We start from the raw sequence: 22,403 nt of genomic DNA, 5'->3' as shown, positions 1-22,403 counted from the left end.
GCGCGAATGACATTGGGGCAGGGAAAAGATCTCGATCGCAGCCTAATCTATGACTGTTTCGTGACGGATGATGTCTGGTCAAGCGGCGTCGTCGCGCAAGCTTGCGCGCTTGAACTTGAGATGGAGATGGGTGCTCAGGCGCCGCGTCTCGATGTCGTAGCCTTGGTCGAATATGCCGCGCATCGAATGAAGAGAAAGATCATCGTCAGCAACACGCAGCTTCCACGCACCTATGTGACGAACGCGCTGAAGATCTGGAACCTACTACAGCATTTTGATTACGTGTATCTGTCCGCGGAGCGTTCCCCCCAGGCGGACCCGGCCGAATTTCGCACCGTCGTGGCCGCGAAGGAAGCCGTGACGCCCGCGGCAATTCTGTTGATCGCCGATGACCGGCTGGCCGGCAATATGGCGTGGTCGCGTGATTGGGACGGCGCCGCGATCCCCTCGGTCGATTGGCGGCGATTGGTCTTCACAAATTCCGAGGGCAGCCGCGACTGGCGAAGCGAATTAATCCTGACCCCATTCGCCAAGCGGATCGCAAGCCGCGCCTATTGCGCCCAGCAGAGTCAAGTGATCTCGATCGTAGCCGAGCATGAGCTCGGCTACGTCGTCTTCGGTCCCTTGTTGCTGGGCTTCATGGCGTGGCTGTTCAATGTGGCGGCACTATCACATTGCAGCCGGCTGTTCTTCGCCTCGCGCCAAGGATATTTTCTGCGCGATGCCTATAACCGACTAAGGTTAAGGCTGCGTCAGACCCATCTCCCAGAGGGAGAATACGTCTACGTCTCGCCAAGGCTCGTGCTCGCGGCATCACAAGCGGTCGACTTCGATGCGAGCCATATCCTGGCGGAGGCCAGTGCCCGGACGACGGTCGCGGAATTACTCGACACCCGCATCGGCTTTCGCGGTCCACCCAGCGTGCCGCTCACAACCGAGGTCACGCTTCCCGAGGATAGCGGCTATGTCGAGCACATTCTCCACACACTTGAACGGGAGATAGTCAGACAGGCTGAGCCCAACCACGCGGGTTTCATGGCTTATTGGCGTAGCCTGGCTCTAGATGACAACGGCGTTTTGGGACTGGTCGATCTCGGCGGTTCAGCCGCAACGCAGGCGGCCCTGCAGAAAATCGTCGGACGCCCATTGTTGGGGCTCCACCTTGCGCACGACGCGACGGGCGGAGACACACAGCTGGCCGAGGGACTGGCCATTAGCTGCTTCCGGGATAATCCCGGCCTTAGTAACGGCAGCCAACCCATGCTCGGTTCGACGGAGCGTAAACTCCTTGAGGCGCTATTCACCGCACCACATGGTGCGGTATCGCACTTCTCGCTTAATGCCATGGGTTATCCGATGCCAGTCTTTCTCGATAGCGACGTCGCACAGAAGAACTTTCCGCACCTTCAAACTATTTTCTCCGGGGCGGAAGCTTATTGCGAAGACGCACTATCCTCCTACGGAGGCGCCCTGTTTCCGGCTCTAGCTCACGGGCAATCGGCTGGCCTGGCGCCATTGCAGATGCTTGCCAGGGGTCAGATCGGCTTGGATGGAACACTCGTAGCGCTTTTGCGCGGGGAAGATGCCGTGGAGTGGCGTGACCCCACCTCCTCCGCTACCTCACGCGGCAACCTCAATAACTCGAAGCCGGAGATCCGTATGTCGGACAGCAAACCAGTAAGACTCAAAGTATTGGATGATTTGCCGCCGGTCTATCACTCCTATGCACTATTTGGTGTGGAGAACACGCAAATCCCTGGAATGTATGCGCGCAATCAGCTGAGTAAACAGCCCATCATCCTTGCCTACATCCAATTTGCCATTGCCAAATGTAAAAAGACCATTTCTGATCAGGTCTCATTCGCTGAACTGTTCTGCGCCGATGGATTCTTCGCCATGAGCGCGATCCATCTTGGAGCCACAAGCAGCTACGGTGTCGATACCGACCGTGATAGCCAATCCGGCGTTCTGACCGCAATCGCGGATAGATTGGGTTTGGATGTTAGCCTGAAGAAGATGGACGTTGCTGATATCGATCGGCTGGAACAGGTGGATATCGTCGCCAACGTCGGGGGGCTTTATCATGTCAGTAACCCCAACGAGATCCTGGAAAAATCCTATAGGCTCGCTAGGCGATTTTTAATAGTCCAGACGGTCGTCTCGATTGCGAATAACGATGCAGATTATTTTGAGACTCCCGCTCCCGGATGGACCTGGGGGTCAAGGTATAGCCGGAACTCATTCGAACGACATCTCGCCTCAAAGAATTGGAAGGTCTTAGATAGCCACTTTAATCTCCTTGAAGGCAACACGCGTGAGGAAGACCTGGGCAGTTGCTACGCCCTTATCGAGAAAGCCTGACGCGGGCAGCTGGCAAGCGGCCCGGTCCTCGAACCGCTTGCCAAGTGTGACGGTTTCTGCGGTCAGCTAAATCGACAACGCGCCGCGGAAACTAAACCACTTGTGACCATAATAGCTCGTCAGGACGGGGCTGGCCACGCCGATGATATGTGCCGCCGTAGGGGAATGCCACGTCATTCCCAACCACGGGAATATCACTCTGTCCAGACCGATGCTAACCAGCCAAACCTGTGCGAGTGATATAAGATTTACCAGCGTGAAACGCAAATATTCGCTGGCCGTGGAATGGTGCGAGGCGTCGAACACAAACAGGCGGGCCAACAGGAAGGCTGTCGTCATTCCCACAAGATAGGCGGCGACGATTGAAGCACTATAGGGCATGATCCAACCGAACGGGATTCGGATTGCGATATTGACGCATGCCGCAATGCCACCCGCGATAACGAAGCGGACAAACTGCGGCAGTGAGCGAGATGCTTGGATTGCGCTCATAGCGCCTCCGCCATCAAGCGTCCGAATCGGACGCTCTCGGAAATTCCGCGATCCTCTGGATAATAATAACAGGTGTCAGCAGCCTGCAAACCGGCGATTGGCGTCTGAACCTTCGGAAGCGTCTCCAGAAACCGCGGACCGCAAACAGGCTGAGCATATCGCAGCCTGCCAATAGAAGAGTCGAGCAAATCGGTCTCTCTGAGCGTGGAATTGACCTGTCTCAGGTAGCCAAAAGCTTCCTGCACGAAACGCTCGTTTGACCATTGCCATTTCTCGTGAGTCACTGGCATGTAATACGGAACGTAAACGATATTGGCTCCCACGGGCCGTAGATTGGTAAATTCAATGAAGCCAGGAATCTCAATTGTGGGATCCACGATGTTAACCCAAAAATATGGCGAGACTCTTTGCCTTAGGTGCAGCATCACGCAGACGACACCGATGTTGCGGATGGCACGGTAGGCGGCCTTCGTATCATCGGGCAGGTCCGGCACCAGCTCGGGCAATAGAGGCGCTGGAACAGTAGAGATCACCGCATCGGCAGGAAAGATGCGGTCGCCGGCATGGACTGCTATGACCCGTCCGTTCTTGGCCTCAACCAGCTGCACCGGTCGCGAAAGGTGAATACGGCCTCCCAACTGCTCGACGGCCGTGCATAGTGCCGTGACCAGCGTTTCTGAACCGCCCTCGATATAGCCCAATTCTTCCTGAAAAAGGGAGCGGCGGGACGTGCCCACGCGCTTCAATCGCGTCCAGATCCATGCCGCCGAAACGTCTTCCGAGAATTCGAAAAACTTGAGCTCCAAAAGACGGCGCCAGAGTGTTTCATAGACGCGACGACCGGACCCGCGCTCGATCCAAGTGCGGACCGGCAAGGCATCTAGATCGGACCAGTTCCTTCGACGCGTAGCGAGAAACATCTGGAGGCCATAGCGAAACTTGCTGATGAGATCGAGATGCGGGAATTTCAGCAAAGAGAGCGGCGTGCTCCAGTCATGCAGGCGGCCGTCAATATAATACGCTAATGAGGTCGGCACCCAGCGCATCCGGTCGCTAATTCCAAGCTCGTCCATTATCGCAAACGTCATTGCGTCGGAGCGGCATACGAAGTGGTAAAATCGCTCGATGGAAACACCGGCGAAATCCAAATGGGCCGCCATCCCGCCGGCGCGGCTATCAACCTCCAGAACGTCTACGTGATGTCCAAGTTGAGCCGCGCGAAGGGCCGCCGCTAATCCCATGATGCCAGCGCCTAAAATCACGACACGAGCCATGCACATCCCTCAAAATGAAAGTGTAATCTTGGAATAGCGCGGGTCGAGGAACGTCTCTCGAAGAGCGTCGCTCAAGGGCGTGGGTTTGACGGAGAAGATTTCGGGCCAGTCAATGACAGGAAAGGTTTCGGGAATGACGAGAGCTCTAAGCTGGCCGATAGTGAAAGGCGGATCGCGATCCAATCTCCCATAGGCCCAAAGCAAGGCGAAAAAGAGGCTGTACGGGATATTTAGGATGTGAGCTCTCGGCTGTACGATCCCCTGTATAAGACGGATCAAAGCTCCGAACTCAATGCGCTCGAGTCCTGAAATGTCGTAGGTTCCGGTATGGCGCTGCTCGAGGCAGGCCTCGATGATCGAAACCATGTCACCGGCATAAAGCGGTTGACGAAGATAACGGCCGTCGCCCGGAATCGGAAATATCGGCGTCCGATCCATGAAGCGGCGCAGCCAACCGAGATGCTTGCGATCGAACCAACCGAACATCAAAGTAGGGCGCAGAATGACATGCGGGATCGAACAGGCATCCAGCAGTTGCTCCTGCGCTCGCTTGCTTTCAGTGTATAAATCGTCCGCCTTGGAGTTTACGACGGAGGAACTCAATTGGATGATGTAGGGCACATTGTGGAGTGCGGCCGCTTCGAGAATGCGTTCCGTCGCGGTGATGTTGTTAGCGACAAACTCTGCGCGGCGTAAGCCGCCGATTTGCGCTTGGCTCAATACGACGGCGTCGGCGTCGGCAAACTTCCCCGCCCAATTTCCGGAGTGGGCTAGGTCGCTCTCGATCACTTCAACCTCGGGATGCATTTTCCTCAGAAGGGCCGTATTGGCGGGATGCTTGTCGATGCCAATTATCGCGAGATTCGATTGAGTGTTCAATCGAGCGACAAGGTTCTGCCCTACCAGACCAGCGGCGCCCGTAATAACAACCCGGCGCATTACGGCTTTGTCCAATTGAAGATCGCGGCCGGCAGATTCTGGATGATGAACACGATCATCTGCCGGCGTTCCTGGGCGTAGACAACCAAACCGCTACGGTTGATGAGCGTCGCACGATCACCGCGACCGCTTCCACGGTCGTCCATATCGCGTCGCCCTTCTTCATCCCGGCCGTCATGGGTGTGTCGATCGGCTCGAGTTTGACGATGACCGCGCATGATCCATGCGAGCCGAACCGTTGACCCACACCTTCGACAAGCGTTGCGAGCGCCGCCTTTGTCGTCCCATAGCCGTAATGGAGTCAAGCTCGACGAGCGCACCTAACGTTTGCCCTTCCAGCCTCTTCGCCACCTCAAGGATCCAAGGGCCGCGGAGGTGAAGTTCGTCCGGATCACGCACTCGGCAGCGTGGGCACCCTCTGCCCCAACATGCGAATCGTCCAATAGGCCGTAAGCACTGAGCGCGTGGTCCAGCCTGCCGAGTTGACTCACAAAACTATCGAACATTATGGCGACCTCGCCGAGCGAGCAGGCAGGCCGCAGACGGCAAACTCAATATGTGCAGCATCCCGTGCTTCAGATCGGATGCAATGGCCTCCATCCTGTCCCCACCGTCTGACAAGGAGCCGGCTTGCGCCAGCGGCGGCACAAAGCCGTGCCGCCGCTGGCGCCACGGCCGAGGTCGCACTCAGGAGGATGACTCGTTTACTCTCTGGTCTGGCCATCATGCCTGCATCTACGCTAGAAAGCCGAGGAAGATTTAGGGTCGACGAACGACGCGAATGGGGAGAGGTGCGGATATCTGCGCCTGAACATATCCTGCGGCATGCGGCCGTCCTTAGCCGCACCAGGCCTAGCGTGCAACCCAGTAGCCGGAACTCCGCGCTCCTTAGTGGATCTTGCGATGTACATCATTGGCGACCGGGCGCCCAAGCGTGACGCGCCGTGCGCCCAGGGCCACCGGCAATAAGAACCCAAGGGGTATGAGAAATTGCAGCAACGCTCCGAGGGATATTCCCGTTTCCGCTCGTAACAACGCGGGTTCGGCAAACGCAGCTAGCTGAACGAGCGCCGTCGTCATCACGGCGGCACCATCCGGGTTGGAGCCCCTATCATCATAGAAGCGGCCAAGTCCTATGGCCAACTCCATTTCTTCGGCGACTACTCTTCCTGTAGCGAAATCTACTGCCTCGTCACGCGAAGCGGGAGGCGCGGTATGTGATGCGAAACGCGGCGAGACACGACCCAGGACTGGATCGCATCGGTCGGGCGGAAGTGCGGTTCCCGCACTGTTTCATAGCGCGAGAAGAAACGCCGCGGCGCCCACCAAGCCGAGCCCCAGCATGCTGCGGTCGCGCAAGACAAAACTTACCGGATCGTCTCGCATCTCGCCGCGCTGAGCAAGAAGCCATATGCGCCCGATCAGGATGCTGACCAAAAGCGGCATGATCCAGAGGGCCGCCGGCCGATGGTAGGTTGCACTCTGAAAACTGTCCTCGGTAAAATACAATGCTAAAATGAGGGTTGAGCTTACGCCTGTCGCGATACCGAATATCGCGGTCACAATCGTATCCTCGGCGCGATAACCGCGCGCCGCAACGCCGCCCTTCGCTAAAGTCCGAAGTAATTCCGTGTGTCTCTTTGCCGCCGCGAGTGAGAAGAAGAAGACCATTGAAAACGCCAATAACCACTCTGAGTAGTGCTGTCCGGCAAGGACTGTTCCCATGATGACGCGTAGGGTGAACAGAAAGGCGATGATGAATATGTCCAGCAGGGGTACCTGCTTCAATCCGAAGGAATAGGCCAGCGTGATCGCAAGGTAGCTGGAGAGCGCGATGCCAAAGGGAACGGCCACGAAGAATCCCAGTAACAGCGCAGTGATTATACCCCCTATGCCGACGCAAAACGCAGTGAAGACAGAGATGCGTCCGCTCGCAATCGGTCTATGGCATTTCGACCAATGCGCACGATCACTCGACAGATCGGCGAGATCATTGATCAGATAGGTTGAAGAAACCAGGAGAAGCAATATGGGAAAACCCAGCAGGGTGGTCACAATTCCCCGAAGATTGTTCCAATCGTGGCCCAGCAAAAGGGGAATGAAGATGAGCGCGTTCTTTGCCCAATGATGAATACGGATCGCTCGAAGCCAATCACGGATGCAAAAGCGCTCGGCTGGAAATGACGCTTCGATCGGCTTGCCAAGCTCGCGAGCAGCTCGCTCGACAGAAGCCGTCGTCCCGACCAATACAATGCCTTGCGATTGCTTCCAGACCGCAAGATCCGCGTGGCTGTCGCCGGCATAAACAAATCCGCCCGGAAACATCCGAACAAGATGGTCAGCCTTGGACTGGCCCTTGAGATTGATATCGATGCTCCCGATGACAGAGTCGAATAAACCGAGCCGATCCGCGATCGAACCGGCGATGGACTGGTGAGCCGCCGTACAAAGATGGAGTTCCGAACCATGCGCGCGCTTCTCGCGCAGCCATGTCAAAAACGGCTCACGAATTGGAACCGTGTTTGCATCAATCGCGAAGTTCGTGGCAACCGCTTTCTTGAAGGCGGCACGGCCGCGAAGCAGGCTAAAGAAGCACATAAATAAAAGGAGCGGATTGGAGAAGAACCCCTGGATGAGCTGCTCATGCAGCGAGTCGCCCATAAGAAGGGTGCGGTCGAGATCGACAACTAGGCATGGTGTGTCGCTCATGCCGAGATGACTGCCGCAACGTGGATGCCTGGGGTAACACCCTGTGTCGACGCGAGATGTCGAAACATCCAATCAATCTCCGGTCGAGACGGCGGCAATGTTAAGCGGAATTTGGGTCCTGCATACCCATGTCTGGCTACCAAGCGATTGTTCCAGCCCCAGCAAATAGTCGCCTTTCAAGGAAGTCACATCCGCCGAGGCTACAAACCCAACGGGGCCCATATTGGGTTTTGCGTAATGGCGATTTACATCCCCGCGCAGGATCTGTCTGGCCTGAGTGGTCTCCACTGTTCCATCGGGCGCCGTCAATGTGATGACAGTCGAGTCTGGCGCCGTCCCATTCTTGGGAGAGATCACCGCCCAGCCATCCACGCGAAGGATCTCACTCACAGTAATGGGACGTTGCGCGGCCGGCATCCGATTGATGCTATCAATAGAACAGTCGGAGGTCGACGGCAGGTCCGCCACTCGAGCCCGCGTAGTCTTCATGGGACTAAAGAATAAACCAGTCACGCCGGGCTGGGCGGGGATATGCGCCGCGAGGAACTGCGCCGTAAAGGAAGACCGCCATAGCCATCCGGTACCATGGTCCGCTGCGATAGACAGGGACACGGGTCGGCTCCCGGCAAAATGATCAGCGGCTTCAGGCAGGACGAGGGCAACGAAATCCGCTGTGCTCTGAATGACCGGCGCAGCCACGAAACCGGACTCTCCCATTCCCGCGATATAGCGGAAGGTCTGCTTGTGCCCATCTGGGAAGAGGTATGAAATATTGAGGTGAGGCGGCTTGAAGAGCAACGACATGACCCTGCCCCACAAGGTTAACTTGACGTTGGCGCGTGCCCAGACCACGGGGATGTTCTTTGGCAAGATAATCGGCTCACCGAGATGGAAGATCCCAAAGAGTTCGGGTGTGTTTGCCAAAGGACTCATGGTCGTCGGGGTCGTGCGCTTTCTCAGGACCGCAAGGTCCCCGTCGAACCCAATGATGCTGTAACGGGTCAGCAGCGCTGGCCAACTGGCACCATCCTCAAGAGACGGCAGCCGATTGTCGATCGGCTGCACGGCAAAAAGGATGGTCGTGGGAGCCTTGGGTCTGGCCAGATACTCGGCATCTCTGCGAGCCAGGCTTGGAGTATAGGCAGAGTAACTTTGCAGCACTGGTCTGGGTGCCCAGTTTAAATCATTAGCCAGTAGAGCAGATTGGCCGAAGGAATAGATGTCCGTCGTGCCAACCAGGTGTGCAAGCGGCTGCGCGGTTCGAATCTGTTTCACGTTATCAGAATAACGTCGCTCCAACTGAGCAGGAGAATGCCAGCGGGTTGTCAGGGCATCTGCCGCGACGATAAAAGGCGTCTCGACGCGGTATGCCAATGTAGCGGCGGTTAGGCCAGTCTCCGAATGATCGATAACAGCCCATCCCGTCACCCCGACCAATAGACCCACGAACGGGATGAATCCCCGTTGTCCGCTGAGCAACATCGTCCAGCCTGCTACGCCCAGCATTCCAGCCGCGATAAGAGAATGCGTATCGTCGCGTACGAAGCCTTCCTTGAAGACCAAGAACAACAAGAAGGCGACGCCAAGCAAGAGAATGCGACCAGCGGTGCCGAGCGCGTAGAGAAGCCGCAGATTCTGCAGTCCGAGCAGCAGACAGCACAAGACGTACAAGATGATTTGCCACTCCTGACCCGGAACCGACATGGCGGCCGTATAGCCACTGGTGATCGGTACTTGATCAAGGAAGAAACGAGGCAAAGCCACCAGAGGTTGTCGCGCCATTGTCCACAAGATGGACATCGACACGACAAAAAGCAAAGCGGCGGCTGCCGCAAGCAGCCCGTGTCTACGTTCAATAAGCAACAGACAGCCCAGCGCCATGACCGCGCCGGAAGACACGACAAAGGTCCCTTTCACGAGCGGCATTAGACTAAGAGTGACCACCAGCAGCGCCAGCGTCAGCCCAACTCGAACACTTGGCGTGATATGCATGGGGTGGCCGGAGAGTGCCGCGACACGACAGATCAAAAGCAGTGACGTGAAGGGTATTGCAAAGAACTGCGTATCTCGGAGCGTAAAAACCAGAAAGACCGTCAGCCCAAGTGCGGCTAGCCTATAAACACCCCGCGTAAGACATATTAGACTCATAGCAAAGGAAATCGCCAGAAGGCCGCCGCTCCACAGCATCTGCGCATCTGTCGCGGGGTGGTATTGCGTCGTATAGACCGACGCATAAGGCCCAAATGTGAAGATGAGGTCGCGGCCGAAGACCAAGCCCTTGGCGACGGCGACGTTCACAGCAAAGGCCCATCCGCTATCCAGCGTGTTGAGCGGGAATAGGGGTGCGATGGGTACGAAGATCACCGCGCTTGTGATGACGATCAGAATCGCCAACACCAAGTCCGAAGCGCTGGCGAATAGTCGCCGAAGGCGTGTTAAGTCCATTATGTCAATCTTGGGCTATGAATGGAGGATGTAGGAGTCAGAATAGCACCTGTCTTAAATCAATCGTTACCTGGAGATGCGGATATGTGGGTTTAGGCCATAAAACCATGTGCTTGTCATTAGAAGAGACAGTCTTCGGCCGCAACACGCGCTATCAAGTTTGCTTTTGGGAACTCCAGTTGAAGCGGCATGCTGAGGCTTGAGGGATCCCCTTTAATCAAAGCCCGGACTTTTGCGACTATGGCGCGGTGACGTTAGCGGAATGCCTCTTCAAAAACGGCGCATTTGCGGTATCTGGGCTGCCAGCCGTCCCATTCGATCCTTTCCGTTTACCTCACTGTTCAAACCGCCTCAGCACTCGGCCGATGAAGCGCCAGGGCTTTGTCATCCACCAAGAACGCGAGGCATAGATGTGCTGCAATCGGTTGCGAACCTGTTGCGTCTCGCTCTCCTGCTGCAACAGCGCCAGGTGGGCTAAGCGCATCTCCTCCCGAAGCTTGTCCAGCTCCGTGCGTTGGCGCTCCATCTCTTTAGTAGCGTCATGAAGCTCTTCAGTAGCGGCATGGAGCGGTTCGAGGAGTTGGTTTAGGGTCAGTATTTCGCTACGCATCTGCTCTGTCGCATTGCGCAGGCGACGGTTCTCCGGTTCGAGCTGAGCGAGTCGTAACCCTAGACGCCGGTTCTCTGCGGAGAGCACGCTCGTTGCCTGGAACGCCTTCTCATGGGCGCCGGTAAGCAGTGCATTAGCCGCTGCCTGTTTTTTGAGTTCTGCTAGCAGCGACCGGTTATAGTCCTCGGCCGCCGTGCAGCTCGTGCGGAGCGAGCCCACCTCGGCGCGCAAGTCGGCGATCTGGTGGGAGACGAAACGGTCGAAGACATTCGGCGGCAGAGTCAGGCCTGCAGGCAACGGAAAAGATCGCTCGAGATAGAAGTCGTTCAAGCCATCGAAATGTACGTGACGATAGCCGCGCTGTTCCATGAAGCCGCGAATATTTGTTGGGCGCCGCTCGGCGCTTTCCGGGTAGGTCGCCTCGACCAGCACAACAGAGGGCCGAAACCTCTCCCAATCGTTGCCGCTCAGCACCTTTTCCTCGAAACCTTCGACATCGATCTTCAGCACATCGATATGGCGGGGCCGGGCATCGGTCAGGACCCCCGCGAGGGTGCCAACCGGCAGGATACGGGCACGCAATTCGTGGCCATGCGCGGCATGCGCGCGAGCCTGAACCTCGTCGCACGTCGATAGGCCGGAACCCGCGACTTCGTAGTAGGTGAGAGGGTCTTCGGCGATGTCCGAGAGCAACATGCAGAGATTTTGGTCGTCGCACCGCAGCTGTCGCAGCAGTGCGAAGAAACCCTCATTCGGCTCGACGTTGATGCCGCGCCAGCCGCGCTCGTAGAAGGCATAGAGGTCGTTTTCCAGCCTCGGATGCCCTGCGCCAATATCGACATAGAAGCCATCCTGGCGGTCGGGAAAAAGCCGATGCAGGATCACATCCTCGAAATTGGCGCTGTAGGAGGTGAAGGGTTCACCGGCGGGTGTGGCCTGCACAAGGGCGGCCTCGGTCGGGGAGGGTGTCATTTCGCTTACCTTCCTTCGAGGCTTCTTAGCCGGGCAAGCTGCCGGTTCGACACCGGCGCCATGCCATAATCGCGATGGATAAGCGCGCGCGCGGCCGCGCAGCGCCGCTCGGCCTCTGGCCGATCCTCGACGACGCGGCGCATCTGCCAGGCGGCATGATCGATATCTGCATCGGCCCAGACCTGGCCATCATGAAAAGGATAGGTTCCGGCCTGCACCGGGATGAGCCGGTAATCGACCGGCCAGCCGGTCTGCGGCGTCACCAGCTCCGTCGTCGCCGAATAATCCGTCGCAATCACCGGCTTGCCGAGCACCATCGCCTCAGCCACCAACAGCCCGAGACCTTCGCTGCGATGCAAGGACACCACAGCGTCGCAAGCCGCTATCAAAGCAAGCGTTTCCTCGCGGCTCAAGCTCTGTTCAATCAAGATGATATCGGGATCACTCTCGATCGCCGCGCGTAACGCCCGCCCCGATTCCGGAAGCTTGTCGGCATGCAATGTCTTCAGGACAAGCTGGACAGGCCGGTCGTAACGCTTTTCCCGGAACGCCCGCTTATACGCAGCGATGATTGCCATGGGATTCTTGCGTTCGATAAAGGAAAAGAAATCGAAGGCGAAGAAGAATAGGAAGCTGCCCTTCGGCAGGCTGAACCGGCCGCGATCGACCTCCGCCGGCACTGGGAAATCTAGCATCAGGGGCATCCGCAGCACTGGCTTTCGCACGGACTTAGCCAGCATCGTCTGAATGAATCGCGTCGGCGCCCAGATCTCATCGACCATCTCGGTCGCCGGCAGCCATGCATCTGGCAGATTTGAGAGTTCCCAGAACGGCGCCAGGATGCGATAGGCATCCGGCCGTAACAACGGCGTGAGGTGATCGATCACCTGCGGCAATTGATCACAGTTGATACAGAAAAGCTGGAACCGCCCTTGCGCTTGCGGCTCGATCAGCATTTCGCAGCTCGTATCCGTGCGATCCGACAGTGAGTTGAGCGAAGTCTCGAGCCCCCGCGCACGCAGCGCAGCATAATTGAGGGAGCGCAGCATCTGCCGGCTCGCCTCGCCGAGGCCATGCGCGGAATGCAGATAACCGATCACATTGATCTCCGCCTCCGCCGTGGACCGCGGCGGCGGCGGCGTGCGTGGCGTCAGATCGGAATGCAACCCGGCGCGCGCGGCAACCGGCTCGGTGAGGCCGCTATGCTCGATATGCGGCTCACCATGGTGAATGAACCAATTCACAAAGCCGGTTACCCCATCGCGCTGCGAAAGATTGAACTTCTGTTGCAGCATGGGATTGAGGCTATGCAGATAGCCCATCAGATTGGTGACGATGAAGGAGGACGAGCCGGTCCATTGTCCCGGTAGCGGGGCATTCAGATAATCCTCGTAGGTCTCGAAGGGATCCGCGGCCCAGGTGATATGGCGGTTGCGGAACATCTCGCGCGCGATGCGTGGAATGCGCGTACCGGAGGCGAAGCGCCCATAGGCATAGAGGCCGGCAGGAATGCGGCCATGGTCATTGGCGATCAGCTGCGTGCCGTAATGCCGCATCAGCCTGGCGAGCGGCAGCGTGATCGCGTCATCCCGAAAGGCCACTGAATGTTTCGAAAGGCGGTCCATGCGGGCGGGATCGAAGCCGCTGAAATGGAAGAAGCCGAGCGGGCGGCCATCGACGGTCCAGATCTCGCCGTCAAAGGCGAGATCGCGCTGCGCCAGATTCCAATAGGCGATATTGATGGTCGGATCGCGCAAGACGCGGGCATGTTCGGCGAAGCCTGGCACCAGGTCGATGAATTTCTGGTCGACGAAAATTCCGCCGGCTTGGTCGTTAATGCATTGATACTGCAGCCGCCGCGCCCACCAAGCGATGATCGTCTCCGCCTCGTCGCAAGTGCGCACACCGAGAAATCCGAGATTGTAGATGCCGGCTTTCATGATCCCGATATCGTCGGGATAGGCATCGCCTTCGGCAGGTGCGCAGAGATGCGGCGTCAGCACGAAGGACGCGCCCTTGCGCAGCGGAGTCAGGATCTGGTCAAGGCAGGAGAAGATCTCGATATCCGGATCAAAGTAGAGAACGGTGTCATGGCCCTGCGCGAAGAGGCGCTGGAACATGAACGGCTTGACCGCCGTATTGAGCTCCATGACATCGTAGCGGAAGGCGAAGGCGCAGAAGTCGAAGATATCTAGCGTATCGATCGGGACAACGCGGCAATCCTCCGGGTAGAAGCCGGGTTCCGGCAGAAGCGTGTCGGCGAGGCAGAGGTATACGGTCGCTTCGGGATGAAATTTCTTGGCCGTCGCAATAAAAATGCGCGCCATGGAAACATAGTTATTTGAGCAGATAGTAAAGATCGCCAGACCCTCTGACGGCTTCCTGTCAAAAGCGGTATCCCGTAATTGGTCCTGCGCGTTTGCCATCAGTATTGGTTCACGAGACAGTAGGAGGCGGGGCGTTGCAAGGGCTCATATTCCGATCGCGGCTTAGGTACTGTCCTCATGGGGCGGTAGGTATGCCTTGAAGCCTGCCCTAGCCCAGACTAACACCGGGGTCTAGAGAGCGCTTGAGAAAGGCCGACCCTTGATTTAACTCGGCACCGGCCCGAATCGCGCAGCCCTCACTTTTCCCTTCCTGCAAGGGAGGAGGATGAGGGTGCGCGTCTTCGGGCTAGTGCTGACTTGAACCAAAGCGTTAGCCAGCGATTTATCTTTCTCGACTATCTCAGGGCCATAGCGGCCTGGGCTGTCGTCTGGGATCACATTTTAGCAGGGTGGAGGAGCGAACATGGCACGCGTCCGCGTTTTGTCGCGGCAGTCGATGCCTATGTGTTGACGCCGCTCGGCGTCATCCAGCACGGCGGTTGGCTGGCGGTCTGCCTGTTCTTCCTCATCAGCGGCTTTGTCATCACCCATGTCGCCGCGCGTGAGGGCGTGGCCGAATTCCTAGTCAAGCGGTTCTTCCGCATCTTCCCACTGCTGGCGATCTTCGTGCTGCTGTCGATCGGATTACGGCCGGCGCTGTGGGACACCGTCGGATGGGCGAGCCTGCTGCGTAACGTGACATTGGTCAGCTGGTTCTCCACGCCTGAGGTGAATTACGTCGGCGTCGCCTGGACGCTGGTCATCGAGGTGCAATTTTACTTGCTGGTCGCCTTGACCCATGGCCGCACGCTGGCCCCTGCTGGCCCTGGCGGTCAATCTGGCCGTGCCCGCGGCAACGACTGCCTTCTGTCGGCGGTATGGCGCCGACTTCTTCCTCTTCTCCGCCTCAATGGGGCCGGGCGGCATGACGGGGTCGTTGGCCGCCTGTTTCGGCGTCATCCTGTATGGCATCGAGACCATCCACCAATCCTTCCTGCCCGCAAGCACTCCTATCTGATCAGCTTCGCCTATGCCTGCATGGTCTTCGTGCTGTTCTTCCACTTCAACCCAAGGCTGCGGAGTGGGCCCGTTCTGCGTTTCCTGGCGGCGAGCAGCTTTGCGGTCTATCTGGTGCATGGCGTTATCGGCCGCGCAGTCTTTGAAGCTATGGCTCTTGGTGGGTAACGATGCCGCAATCGCCGCAGCCTGCTCACGACCTTGACAGGATCGGCTGTCATCCATCTCTGGATGGAACGCCCCCTCCTTGCCGCCGGGCATCGCGTGGCACGCCGGGTATGGCCAAAAGCTGCGCAGGTTGCTGGGTTGGTTGGTAGCTAGCGCAGCGGACAATCTCTCTCAATCATCTTCGGCGACGAGGTTCCGTAGCAATTCTCCGGTCGCCCGCAGGGCATCCCACAAACGGCGGTTTTCGATTTCAAGCTCTATGATACGCTTCCGCAAGACGGAATTTTCGGCATCTCGCGCTTTCAGAGCGGCGATCATGTTTCAGAACGCTCCCTCTTGGCCGCCGGACTCGATCGCAGGCAATACCGGTATCGACATGACCTGCTCGCGTGTCACTCATCCATGCCTACGAACCAAAATATTTAGCGAGCTCTATTTTCCTCTGTCTTTGCGAAGGCGGATTCATGCTCGGCGTTGGTTGAAGGGTCACGATCGCACTAGCCGCCATCTCATGCCACCGGCCTCAGTGGGCCTACAAACCACACGATCAAAAGAGCGATGTAGACTAACCGCTCTGGAACGCTCCACAATAGCCCTGGGCAACTTTTGAATAAAAATTGCCGCTTCTCTTCAAAGAGAGATTTTACTCCGGGAGCGCTCTAAAATTCGGAATATAATTTTCTTTTGGATTATTGTCCTGCCCCAAGCTTTATTAGACAGCTGACACGCGTTGATTTGTGTGTTCGAAGTAAATAGTGCTTGCGCAATTCCGCCGTCGGTACAAAATTAATAATTATTATGGGCTCTGATTTTGAGCGTAATCCAATCGTTGATTCCCGAAGCTAGATCGAGGGGATCGCTAAAACGCCGAGCCTTTTGCCTACTTTGGAGGGAATACATTGCAAGATTTGTACGACCCTGCACCGATCGTCAGTCACGAAGCCATACCCCGCGGCAACCGTCGGCTCTCCGACAAGATTTTGCTGGCATTCCATCAAGCCTGTGATCAGCATAATTTCCCAGTCGCTCTGAAGTTGTTGCATATCCTCGAGACGATGGTCTCGGCCACGTCACGATCGAGGGAAATCGACTTTCGAAAATCCGTGAACCTGGTCGTCGCTGCGCATGAGCGGTTGTGGCACATCCGGCACGCGCAAGATTTCGGCACGCGTGACTCGGAAGCGGCACCCTCCTTCGAGCGCAAGGAAAATATCGGCAACTGAGCTGACACGCTTATCGCCAGCAGACTGCTGCTTCACGATAACCAGGAAATCGGGTCTCCGCTCCTCAAGGACGTTCCGCTGCAGCGTGGCCTTGTCGCGTATCGCCTAAATCTCGTCCCCTCGGCAAATATTGGCTGCCGATATTCCAGCCTGTCGCCAGCCTCAGACCATGGCAAGGCGACCGCCGTATCGCGCATGACGAAACCCCGCCACACTGCTAGGCTTCGCTCGGGAGGATCACCATGACCCTACACGCCGCCGGAACCAGCTGCCAATGCTGCGTCGGCCCGACACAGATCGGCCGCCGTGCCGCCTTGCTCGGGGCGGGGGGCCTGCTCGCAGCGACTGCCTTCGCCTCTGCGGCGAGGGCACAAAGCGAGCTCTCTCCCGCCGCTGCCCTGAAAATGCTGATGGATGGGAACGAGCGATTTGTCGCCAAGCACCTTACCTCGTTCCAGGAAGATCTCGACATCCTCCAGCAGAACACCGTTGCCAAACAGGAACCCTTCGCCGCCGTTCTTGCCTGCGCCGACTCTCGCGTACCTGTCGAGTTGATCTTCGATCAGAGCATCGGCCACGTCTTTGTCACCCGCGTCGCTGGCAATATCGCGAGTGCCGAGATCATCGCTAGCCTTGAATATGGTGCCGCCGTGTTAGGGACACGGACCATCCTTGTTCTGGCGCATTCCGGATGTGGCGCTGTGAAAGCCGCAATGGCAGGAAAAGCGGTGCCCGGCCAGATCAGCACGCTCTATCGCTTTATTCGGCCGGCGATTGATCGCGCCGATGGCGATCTGACTGTTGCCGAGAAGGTCAATGCGACGATCCAGGCCGGGTTGCTGCGCGACGCTTCGCCCGTGCTCTCCGATCTGGTTAAAGAGGGCAAGTTAAGTATCGCTGCGGCCTTTTACGATCTTGGGACCGGCAGGGCCACGCTGTTGACCTAGCGAAGAGCCTCGTGACCGGCGGAGTTTGTGGACATCGCCAGCCGCCGCTCGTAACGGCTTAATGCCTTACTTGGTTGGCCCGCGAGGCTTTATAAATCTACCGGTGTTCCGGGCGAAGGCCGCATCGAAAGCTTGATCGGACATTCAAGAGAGGCGTGCTGTGGCGTCCCGATCTCCATTCGTCTAGATGATGACGTACGCGACGAGTTGGAAGTCCAGGCGCACAGTCAAGGGATCGGCTTGGAGACTCTATTGCGAGATCTAGCTACTCGTGGTGTCCGCGAGGCAGCGCGTAAGCGTATCCAAGAGGCCAGTGAGACCGTGGCACATCACGTCGCCGGCTCAGCGGAGAGACGGAGAGACGGACGTTCTATAAGGACTGGGGCACGCCGCGCAACGCGTCAGGGCTGACCAAAGGTCGTGTCTCCGATCGGCGACTTTCGCAGCACGTATTTGGCGGTTTGACTGCTGGAAGCATCTAATTACAGCCTGCGGATTGGCGCGGTCACCGGGTCCTGAACAGTGATGCCAACTGATAGCCTGAAGTCTGCCAACGTGAACCTTGCCAGCCTAGTGGCTGAGCGGCAGCGCCGGCAAAACCAAGCTCCTCCGCCATCCCCGGCATCGCTTTCATAAGCCTCGGGTGCGACCTGCATCGTGGCCACAGGTTGACGTTGGTCAACACCGGAACAATAACCTGTGCCACGCCCGACGCCTAAGTAATGCTTTGACCGCGCCTTCTCAGCATTGAATTGGGATTAGCTACCTCTAATCCTGTGTTCGTACTCTCAATTGCCGAGATGATCTCAGCAGCTTTATGCGGATCGGGTGCGACACCAAAGGCGTCATTTCTACGCATCAGCGCTTCCAGGCGGGCTAATGGACTGCGCTTTGTCCAAGGTAGCCGCAATAGCTCGCGAATTAGCTTTGGCTCACTCCATGGAACGTCGAGGGTAGCGGCATACTTCTCAGTTGCGCTGAAATTGAAGCGAAGCGCTTGCGGGAATAATGCGACTACTGGACCGTGATCGAGAGTCGCTGTAGACGGTGTCGGACCACCAGAAATTTTAGCGAACAAGAGCGACGCCAGGTCATTTCCTCCTCGACGGATGTGACCTAATTGAGTCGCTCTGGGATTTAATTCTATTAAGCAGAACCGGCCGTCAGATTGATCAATGATGAAATCTAAGCCGAAGAACCCCGACAAGCGAAGACGATGTGCCACGAGCTCAGCTACCGCCTGCATTCGCGGAGAATCGATTAAACGGAGAATGGTTGCGGCGCCGGCTCGACCTTGTGAGGAGAGAACGGAGGCGCCGATAGCTCCCAGAATGCGTCCTTCCCAACAGGCTGCCATGATCGTGGCCTGGTCGCCAGCGACATACGCCTGAGCCATAACATTCCGTCGCTCACGACGCAGAAACTGTACGAACGGAAATGAATCTCGATCGACTAGTAATATCCGTAGAGCTTTGTGAAAAGCCAGTGGATGCGACATCTCGACAAAGGCCGCCTCAGCTTCTGCAACACTATGCACCAGCATGACGCCGGAGCCTCCCCAGCTCCCTTCGGCTTTGAGAATCCAAGGCCCTTCACAAGTTCGACACCATGCCCGCACATCTTCCACGGATGTAAGCGCCGCTCCAAGGGGGACTTCGATGCGCTCCTGCCTCATTATCTCAAGCAGATGATGACGCGTTCCGCTTATCGCGAAGCCGTCGGGATGACCCAGAGAAAGCTCTATGACATCGCGAATTTGAGGTTCATCTGGGCGAAAGGTGGATGTGGCCGCGTGCAGTGCATGCATATTCGCAACCGTGCGGTCGTCCGTCGGTATGATAAGATCTGGCTCCACTAGGCGGATCGCGCGGGTCAACGCTTGGAGCGGAGCCACCGACGAGTAGGTATAGGTCGCTTTAACGTCTTGCAGTACGCACAAAGGGTTGCCAATAGGGCATAAAGCGAAGACATCCGCACCTGCTGCACTAAAAGCCATCGCCAAACGTGCAGCAGATGGCCACCAGGTTGTAGTCGCGATGAGAATTCTACGTCTTGCCATGTGTAGGAGCGGGGTTGCCTTGTCATCTGGTCGAGCAGGCCATACGGGTTGTCAGGAGGACCGGATGCCGCAGCAATGTGACTAGCCTTTCGTTAACACGACGGTCAAAATAAGCAAGATGATTAGATTTCGGATGACGAAGACGGTAGCCTTGGGAAAATCTAGAGAATGAGACGAGTTACGGATGTCGTGATTATTGGTGCGGGTCCCTACGGCCTGTCACTCGGAGCCTACCTAGCAGCGCGTGGTGTTGATTTTAGGATCTTTGGTGATCCTATGGCCGTGTGGAGCAGCCATATGCCGCGCGGGATGTATCTGAAGTCTGAAGGCTTTGCATCGGACCTATTCGACCCAAAACACGAACAAACCTTGCGAGCGTTTTGTGAACGCAATGGGCATTCCTACGCTGATGTCGGGGTGCCGATCCCGCTTGATATATTTTATTCGTATGGCCTCGAATTTCAGCGGCAGCTCCTTCCCGATCTTGACACACGACTTGTGGCCCGCGTCTCCGTCGAAGATGGTGGTTTTACGCTTCGCCTGGATGACGGCGAAGTCATTCGGGCAAGACGGGTGGTCTCAGCTGTCGGGATTACCCACTATGCACATATTCCCGCCGAGCTAGTGGGACTTCCACCCGAACTACTTTCTCATACATCCCAACAACGACCGGTCGAGCAATACTCTGGCCGAAGGGTCGCGGTCGTCGGTGCAGGTTCCTCCGCTGTCGATATGGCTGGCCTCCTACATCAAGCAGGCGCCGATACACAGATTCTAACCCGCAGACCAAAGGTCTGGTTCCACCATCCGCCAGATGGTCGGCGCGGCGTTAACCTTGCTGCGAAGCGACTTCTTAAACCCAGGTCGGGCCTAGGCCTTGGGTGGCGCTCGCGAATGGCTTCAGACCTGCCGCTCGTGTTTCATAGTATGCCTGAAAGATTCAGGCTTCGTGTCACAAAAGGTCATCTTGGCCCGGCGGCAGGCTGGGTTAGTCGACAGCTTGTTGAAGGCAAAGTGGATATTCGACTCAATATGAGCCTCCGTTATGCTAAGGCGAATGGAAAAGTTGCCCATCTTGTGTTCGAAAACGCTGCGGGTGAGACAGAGGAGGTCGTAGCCGACCATGTTATTGCTGGAACGGGCTACAAAGTCGATCTCAATCGGTTAGTATTTTTGGATACGGAATTGCGCAGCCACATTGCGAATGTGCATAACACACCGATATTATCGCCTCATTTTGAGTCATCAGTACGCGGACTCTATTTCATAGGGCCTTCAGCGGCCAATAGCTTCGGTCCACTGCTACGCTTTGCATGGGGGGCAAAATTCACTTCTCGGCATTTGGCGAATCACCTTACTCGCCGACATCGTATCCTTCGCGAGACGTGATTGATTAGGCTAAATCGCGACCGAATGCCTCTATGCCAATGGTATGCTCAGACTAGTCACAAGGGTTTCCCTCGTGCGAAGCAGCAAAGACGGAAACGACAACTCCGAGCAATTAGAGTTACAGTGGCAAGGCGTCCTTGGGCAAACGGCCCTCGCGTGACAAAACCATGCCCGGACGAGTTGAGTGAGAAGTAGAAATTTCCTCCAGAGTGTAATACATCGGCCAAAAGAGGTAACCAACTTAGCCTCGTCAGCTATCTAAAGTATTAGGGACGGCACTCGCGATGCGAGAACGCCATACAATCAAATCAACCTAAGCGTTAGAACACTGACAGACACTAGCGCTCCATCTCAAATAAATAAGCCTGTAGCCTTCGAAAAGTTGACCATGGTGCGGTGCATCAAGCAGTTGACCGTCGCAGTTTGAAGAAGGTATTCTGACTACAGTAGCCAATCTCAGATAATCTCTTATCCTGGACTGCGTCAGTCCGATTCGCTGGACGTAGATGTGAAACGTGCGTCCGGTCCGGTCGAGATCGTACCTGATACGACAGGAAACAGTATGAGCGGGACGATCCTTCAATTTCCGAAGCCGGAAGGTCTCTCACCAGATGAGTCTTCAGATCAGGCGCATTATCAAACGACGTCGCCAAGCGATTCTGGAGCGGCCACAGATGCGTCCCGCGCGGCGTCTATACAGCCAGCGGTGCCTCTCTCTTCGCATCCCGCACTGCGGAGTGTGCTCCGTTGGTTAGATGGCACGGTCGTTCTGGTTGCGACATTAGTCACAGGGTGGATTGCTCGCAGCTTGTTAACGGGCCGACAAGACGAGGTGTTGGCGGTTGGCGATCTCGTTGCCGTATTGGTCTTCTTTCTGACCTCGAGTCGAAGTCGCCTTGCGTCTCTTCCTGAGTTTTCGTTAACCCTCCGGCAACTCGGTTCTTTTGTGCCGCCTATATTTATGGCAGCTCTGGCGCAAGGATTAGTCTTTTGGATTCTCGGCTGGAGTAAGCCCCTCCTCCTGCAGACGCCGCTGGTGTGGTTCGTCTCTGCCACCGCTGCTCTCGTTGTGACACGCAGTGTTGGCACTCTGGTGCTGCGGCACCCTGCGGTTGAGCGGCGATTTACGCGCAAGATCGCGGTGGTAGGCTGGGACGCGCATGCCTTTCGCATTGCCGAGCGTTTGACGAAGGAGTCTGGCAAGGCGTTTGAAGTGGTTGGCGTCTTTGATGATGGACCAAGGGCGCCTGACCAGAGACAGGTTCGTGGTTCGATTGCTGACCTCATCGCCTTGAGCCGAGAGGCGACGCTGCATGGCATTATCATCGCCTTGCCGCCGTCATCCGATCATGAAATCCGGGTATCTCGGTTGAGTGGGCATCTGCGCGCAGTTTTGGCGGATGTCTACATCATGCCATATCTGGTGCAGGGC

At 56.9% G+C, this 22,403-nt stretch carries 16 protein-coding genes; 6 read left to right on the top strand and 10 right to left on the bottom strand.

Annotated elements, in window-relative coordinates; all coding sequences use genetic code 11:
• Positions 1 to 6: 6 nt before the first annotated feature.
• Positions 7 to 2,361, top strand: coding sequence for a hypothetical protein (locus tag GSQ83_RS26315; RefSeq protein ID WP_158805833.1), 2,355 nt, complete (start codon positions 7 to 9; stop codon positions 2,359 to 2,361).
• A gap of 66 nt (positions 2,362 to 2,427) precedes the next feature.
• On the opposite strand, the gene GSQ83_RS26310 is transcribed toward GSQ83_RS26315, so the two are convergent.
• The 8 genes from GSQ83_RS26310 to GSQ83_RS26275 all read right to left on the bottom strand — a co-directional run bounded on the left by GSQ83_RS26310 (position 2,428) and on the right by GSQ83_RS26275 (position 14,129).
• Positions 2,428 to 2,853 (bottom strand): GtrA family protein, encoded by a 426-nt coding sequence (locus GSQ83_RS26310; RefSeq protein WP_158805832.1) that lies wholly within the window; start codon positions 2,851 to 2,853, stop codon positions 2,428 to 2,430.
• Complete coding sequence (locus GSQ83_RS26305; protein ID WP_158805831.1) at positions 2,850 to 4,127, bottom strand: NAD(P)/FAD-dependent oxidoreductase; 1,278 nt, start codon at positions 4,125 to 4,127, stop codon at positions 2,850 to 2,852. Before GSQ83_RS26305 ends, GSQ83_RS26310 begins: the two co-directional genes overlap by 4 nt.
• Before the next feature lie 9 nt (positions 4,128 to 4,136).
• Positions 4,137 to 5,081, bottom strand: coding sequence for an NAD(P)-dependent oxidoreductase (locus GSQ83_RS26300; RefSeq protein ID WP_254065921.1), 945 nt, complete (start codon positions 5,079 to 5,081; stop codon positions 4,137 to 4,139).
• Positions 5,066 to 5,212: a hypothetical protein gene (locus GSQ83_RS26295; protein WP_158805830.1), complete on the bottom strand. Its 147-nt coding sequence runs from the start codon at positions 5,210 to 5,212 to the stop codon at positions 5,066 to 5,068. Before GSQ83_RS26295 ends, GSQ83_RS26300 begins: the two co-directional genes overlap by 16 nt.
• A 1,147-nt stretch (positions 5,213 to 6,359) precedes the next feature.
• Positions 6,360 to 7,775: a UbiA family prenyltransferase gene (locus GSQ83_RS26290; RefSeq protein ID WP_158805829.1), complete on the bottom strand. Its 1,416-nt coding sequence runs from the start codon at positions 7,773 to 7,775 to the stop codon at positions 6,360 to 6,362.
• Between the two features lie 72 nt (positions 7,776 to 7,847).
• Positions 7,848 to 10,169: a hypothetical protein gene (locus GSQ83_RS26285; RefSeq protein WP_158805828.1), complete on the bottom strand. Its 2,322-nt coding sequence runs from the start codon at positions 10,167 to 10,169 to the stop codon at positions 7,848 to 7,850.
• A 385-nt stretch (positions 10,170 to 10,554) separates the two neighbouring features.
• Complete coding sequence (locus GSQ83_RS26280) at positions 10,555 to 11,802, bottom strand: FkbM family methyltransferase (protein ID WP_158805827.1); 1,248 nt, start codon at positions 11,800 to 11,802, stop codon at positions 10,555 to 10,557.
• A 5-nt stretch (positions 11,803 to 11,807) separates the two neighbouring features.
• Positions 11,808 to 14,129 (bottom strand): glycosyltransferase, encoded by a 2,322-nt coding sequence (locus GSQ83_RS26275; protein ID WP_158805826.1) that lies wholly within the window; start codon positions 14,127 to 14,129, stop codon positions 11,808 to 11,810.
• Between the two features lie 357 nt (positions 14,130 to 14,486).
• Between GSQ83_RS26275 and GSQ83_RS26270 the strand changes: the two genes are divergently transcribed.
• Positions 14,487 to 15,353, top strand: coding sequence for an acyltransferase (locus tag GSQ83_RS26270; protein WP_158805825.1), 867 nt, complete (start codon positions 14,487 to 14,489; stop codon positions 15,351 to 15,353).
• Positions 15,354 to 15,524: 171 nt separating this feature from the next.
• Here the strand turns inward: GSQ83_RS26270 and GSQ83_RS26260 are convergent, their stop codons facing one another.
• Positions 15,525 to 15,671, bottom strand: a complete 147-nt coding sequence (locus GSQ83_RS26260; protein WP_158805824.1) for a hypothetical protein — start codon at positions 15,669 to 15,671, stop codon at positions 15,525 to 15,527.
• A gap of 581 nt (positions 15,672 to 16,252) precedes the next feature.
• Between GSQ83_RS26260 and GSQ83_RS26255 the strand changes: the two genes are divergently transcribed.
• On the top strand, positions 16,253 to 16,576 hold the full coding sequence (locus tag GSQ83_RS26255) for a hypothetical protein (RefSeq protein ID WP_158805823.1): 324 nt from the start codon (positions 16,253 to 16,255) through the stop codon (positions 16,574 to 16,576).
• 242 nt (positions 16,577 to 16,818) lie between these two features.
• Complete coding sequence (locus tag GSQ83_RS26250; protein WP_158805822.1) at positions 16,819 to 17,523, top strand: carbonic anhydrase; 705 nt, start codon at positions 16,819 to 16,821, stop codon at positions 17,521 to 17,523.
• Between the two features lie 715 nt (positions 17,524 to 18,238).
• On the opposite strand, the gene GSQ83_RS26245 is transcribed toward GSQ83_RS26250, so the two are convergent.
• Positions 18,239 to 19,519 (bottom strand): ATP-grasp domain-containing protein, encoded by a 1,281-nt coding sequence (locus tag GSQ83_RS26245; protein ID WP_158805821.1) that lies wholly within the window; start codon positions 19,517 to 19,519, stop codon positions 18,239 to 18,241.
• Between the two features lie 252 nt (positions 19,520 to 19,771).
• Between GSQ83_RS26245 and GSQ83_RS26240 the strand changes: the two genes are divergently transcribed.
• Complete coding sequence (locus GSQ83_RS26240) at positions 19,772 to 20,971, top strand: NAD(P)-binding domain-containing protein (RefSeq protein ID WP_254065920.1); 1,200 nt, start codon at positions 19,772 to 19,774, stop codon at positions 20,969 to 20,971.
• A 562-nt stretch (positions 20,972 to 21,533) separates the two neighbouring features.
• Positions 21,534 to 22,403 (top strand): nucleoside-diphosphate sugar epimerase/dehydratase (locus GSQ83_RS26235; RefSeq protein WP_216850593.1); only part of this gene is annotated, 870 nt, incomplete at its 3' end.

Origin of the sequence: Acidisoma sp. L85, from assembly GCF_009765865.1 — a bacterium.
In the GTDB taxonomy this organism is placed as follows: Bacteria; Pseudomonadota; Alphaproteobacteria; order Acetobacterales; family Acetobacteraceae; genus Acidisoma.
This window is presented reverse-complemented; position numbering and strand designations above follow the sequence as displayed.

What these genes read in the sequence shown, in the direction of transcription:
- GSQ83_RS26290 (WP_158805829.1), bottom strand. Translation starts at nt 7,775, where the DNA reads ATGAGCGACACACCATGCCTAGTTGTCGATCTCGACCGCACCCTTCTT.
- GSQ83_RS26305 (WP_158805831.1), bottom strand. Translation starts at nt 4,127, where the DNA reads ATGGCTCGTGTCGTGATTTTAGGCGCTGGCATCATGGGATTAGCGGCG.
- GSQ83_RS26310 (WP_158805832.1), bottom strand. Translation starts at nt 2,853, where the DNA reads ATGAGCGCAATCCAAGCATCTCGCTCACTGCCGCAGTTTGTCCGCTTC.
- GSQ83_RS26245 (WP_158805821.1), bottom strand. Translation starts at nt 19,519, where the DNA reads ATGGCTTTTAGTGCAGCAGGTGCGGATGTCTTCGCTTTATGCCCTATT.
- GSQ83_RS26295 (WP_158805830.1), bottom strand. Translation starts at nt 5,212, where the DNA reads ATGGACGACCGTGGAAGCGGTCGCGGTGATCGTGCGACGCTCATCAAC.
- GSQ83_RS26280 (WP_158805827.1), bottom strand. Translation starts at nt 11,802, where the DNA reads ATGACACCCTCCCCGACCGAGGCCGCCCTTGTGCAGGCCACACCCGCC.
- GSQ83_RS26315 (WP_158805833.1), top strand. Translation starts at nt 7, where the DNA reads ATGACATTGGGGCAGGGAAAAGATCTCGATCGCAGCCTAATCTATGAC.
- GSQ83_RS26260 (WP_158805824.1), bottom strand. Translation starts at nt 15,671, where the DNA reads ATGATCGCCGCTCTGAAAGCGCGAGATGCCGAAAATTCCGTCTTGCGG.
- GSQ83_RS26250 (WP_158805822.1), top strand. Translation starts at nt 16,819, where the DNA reads ATGACCCTACACGCCGCCGGAACCAGCTGCCAATGCTGCGTCGGCCCG.
- GSQ83_RS26275 (WP_158805826.1), bottom strand. Translation starts at nt 14,129, where the DNA reads ATGGCGCGCATTTTTATTGCGACGGCCAAGAAATTTCATCCCGAAGCG.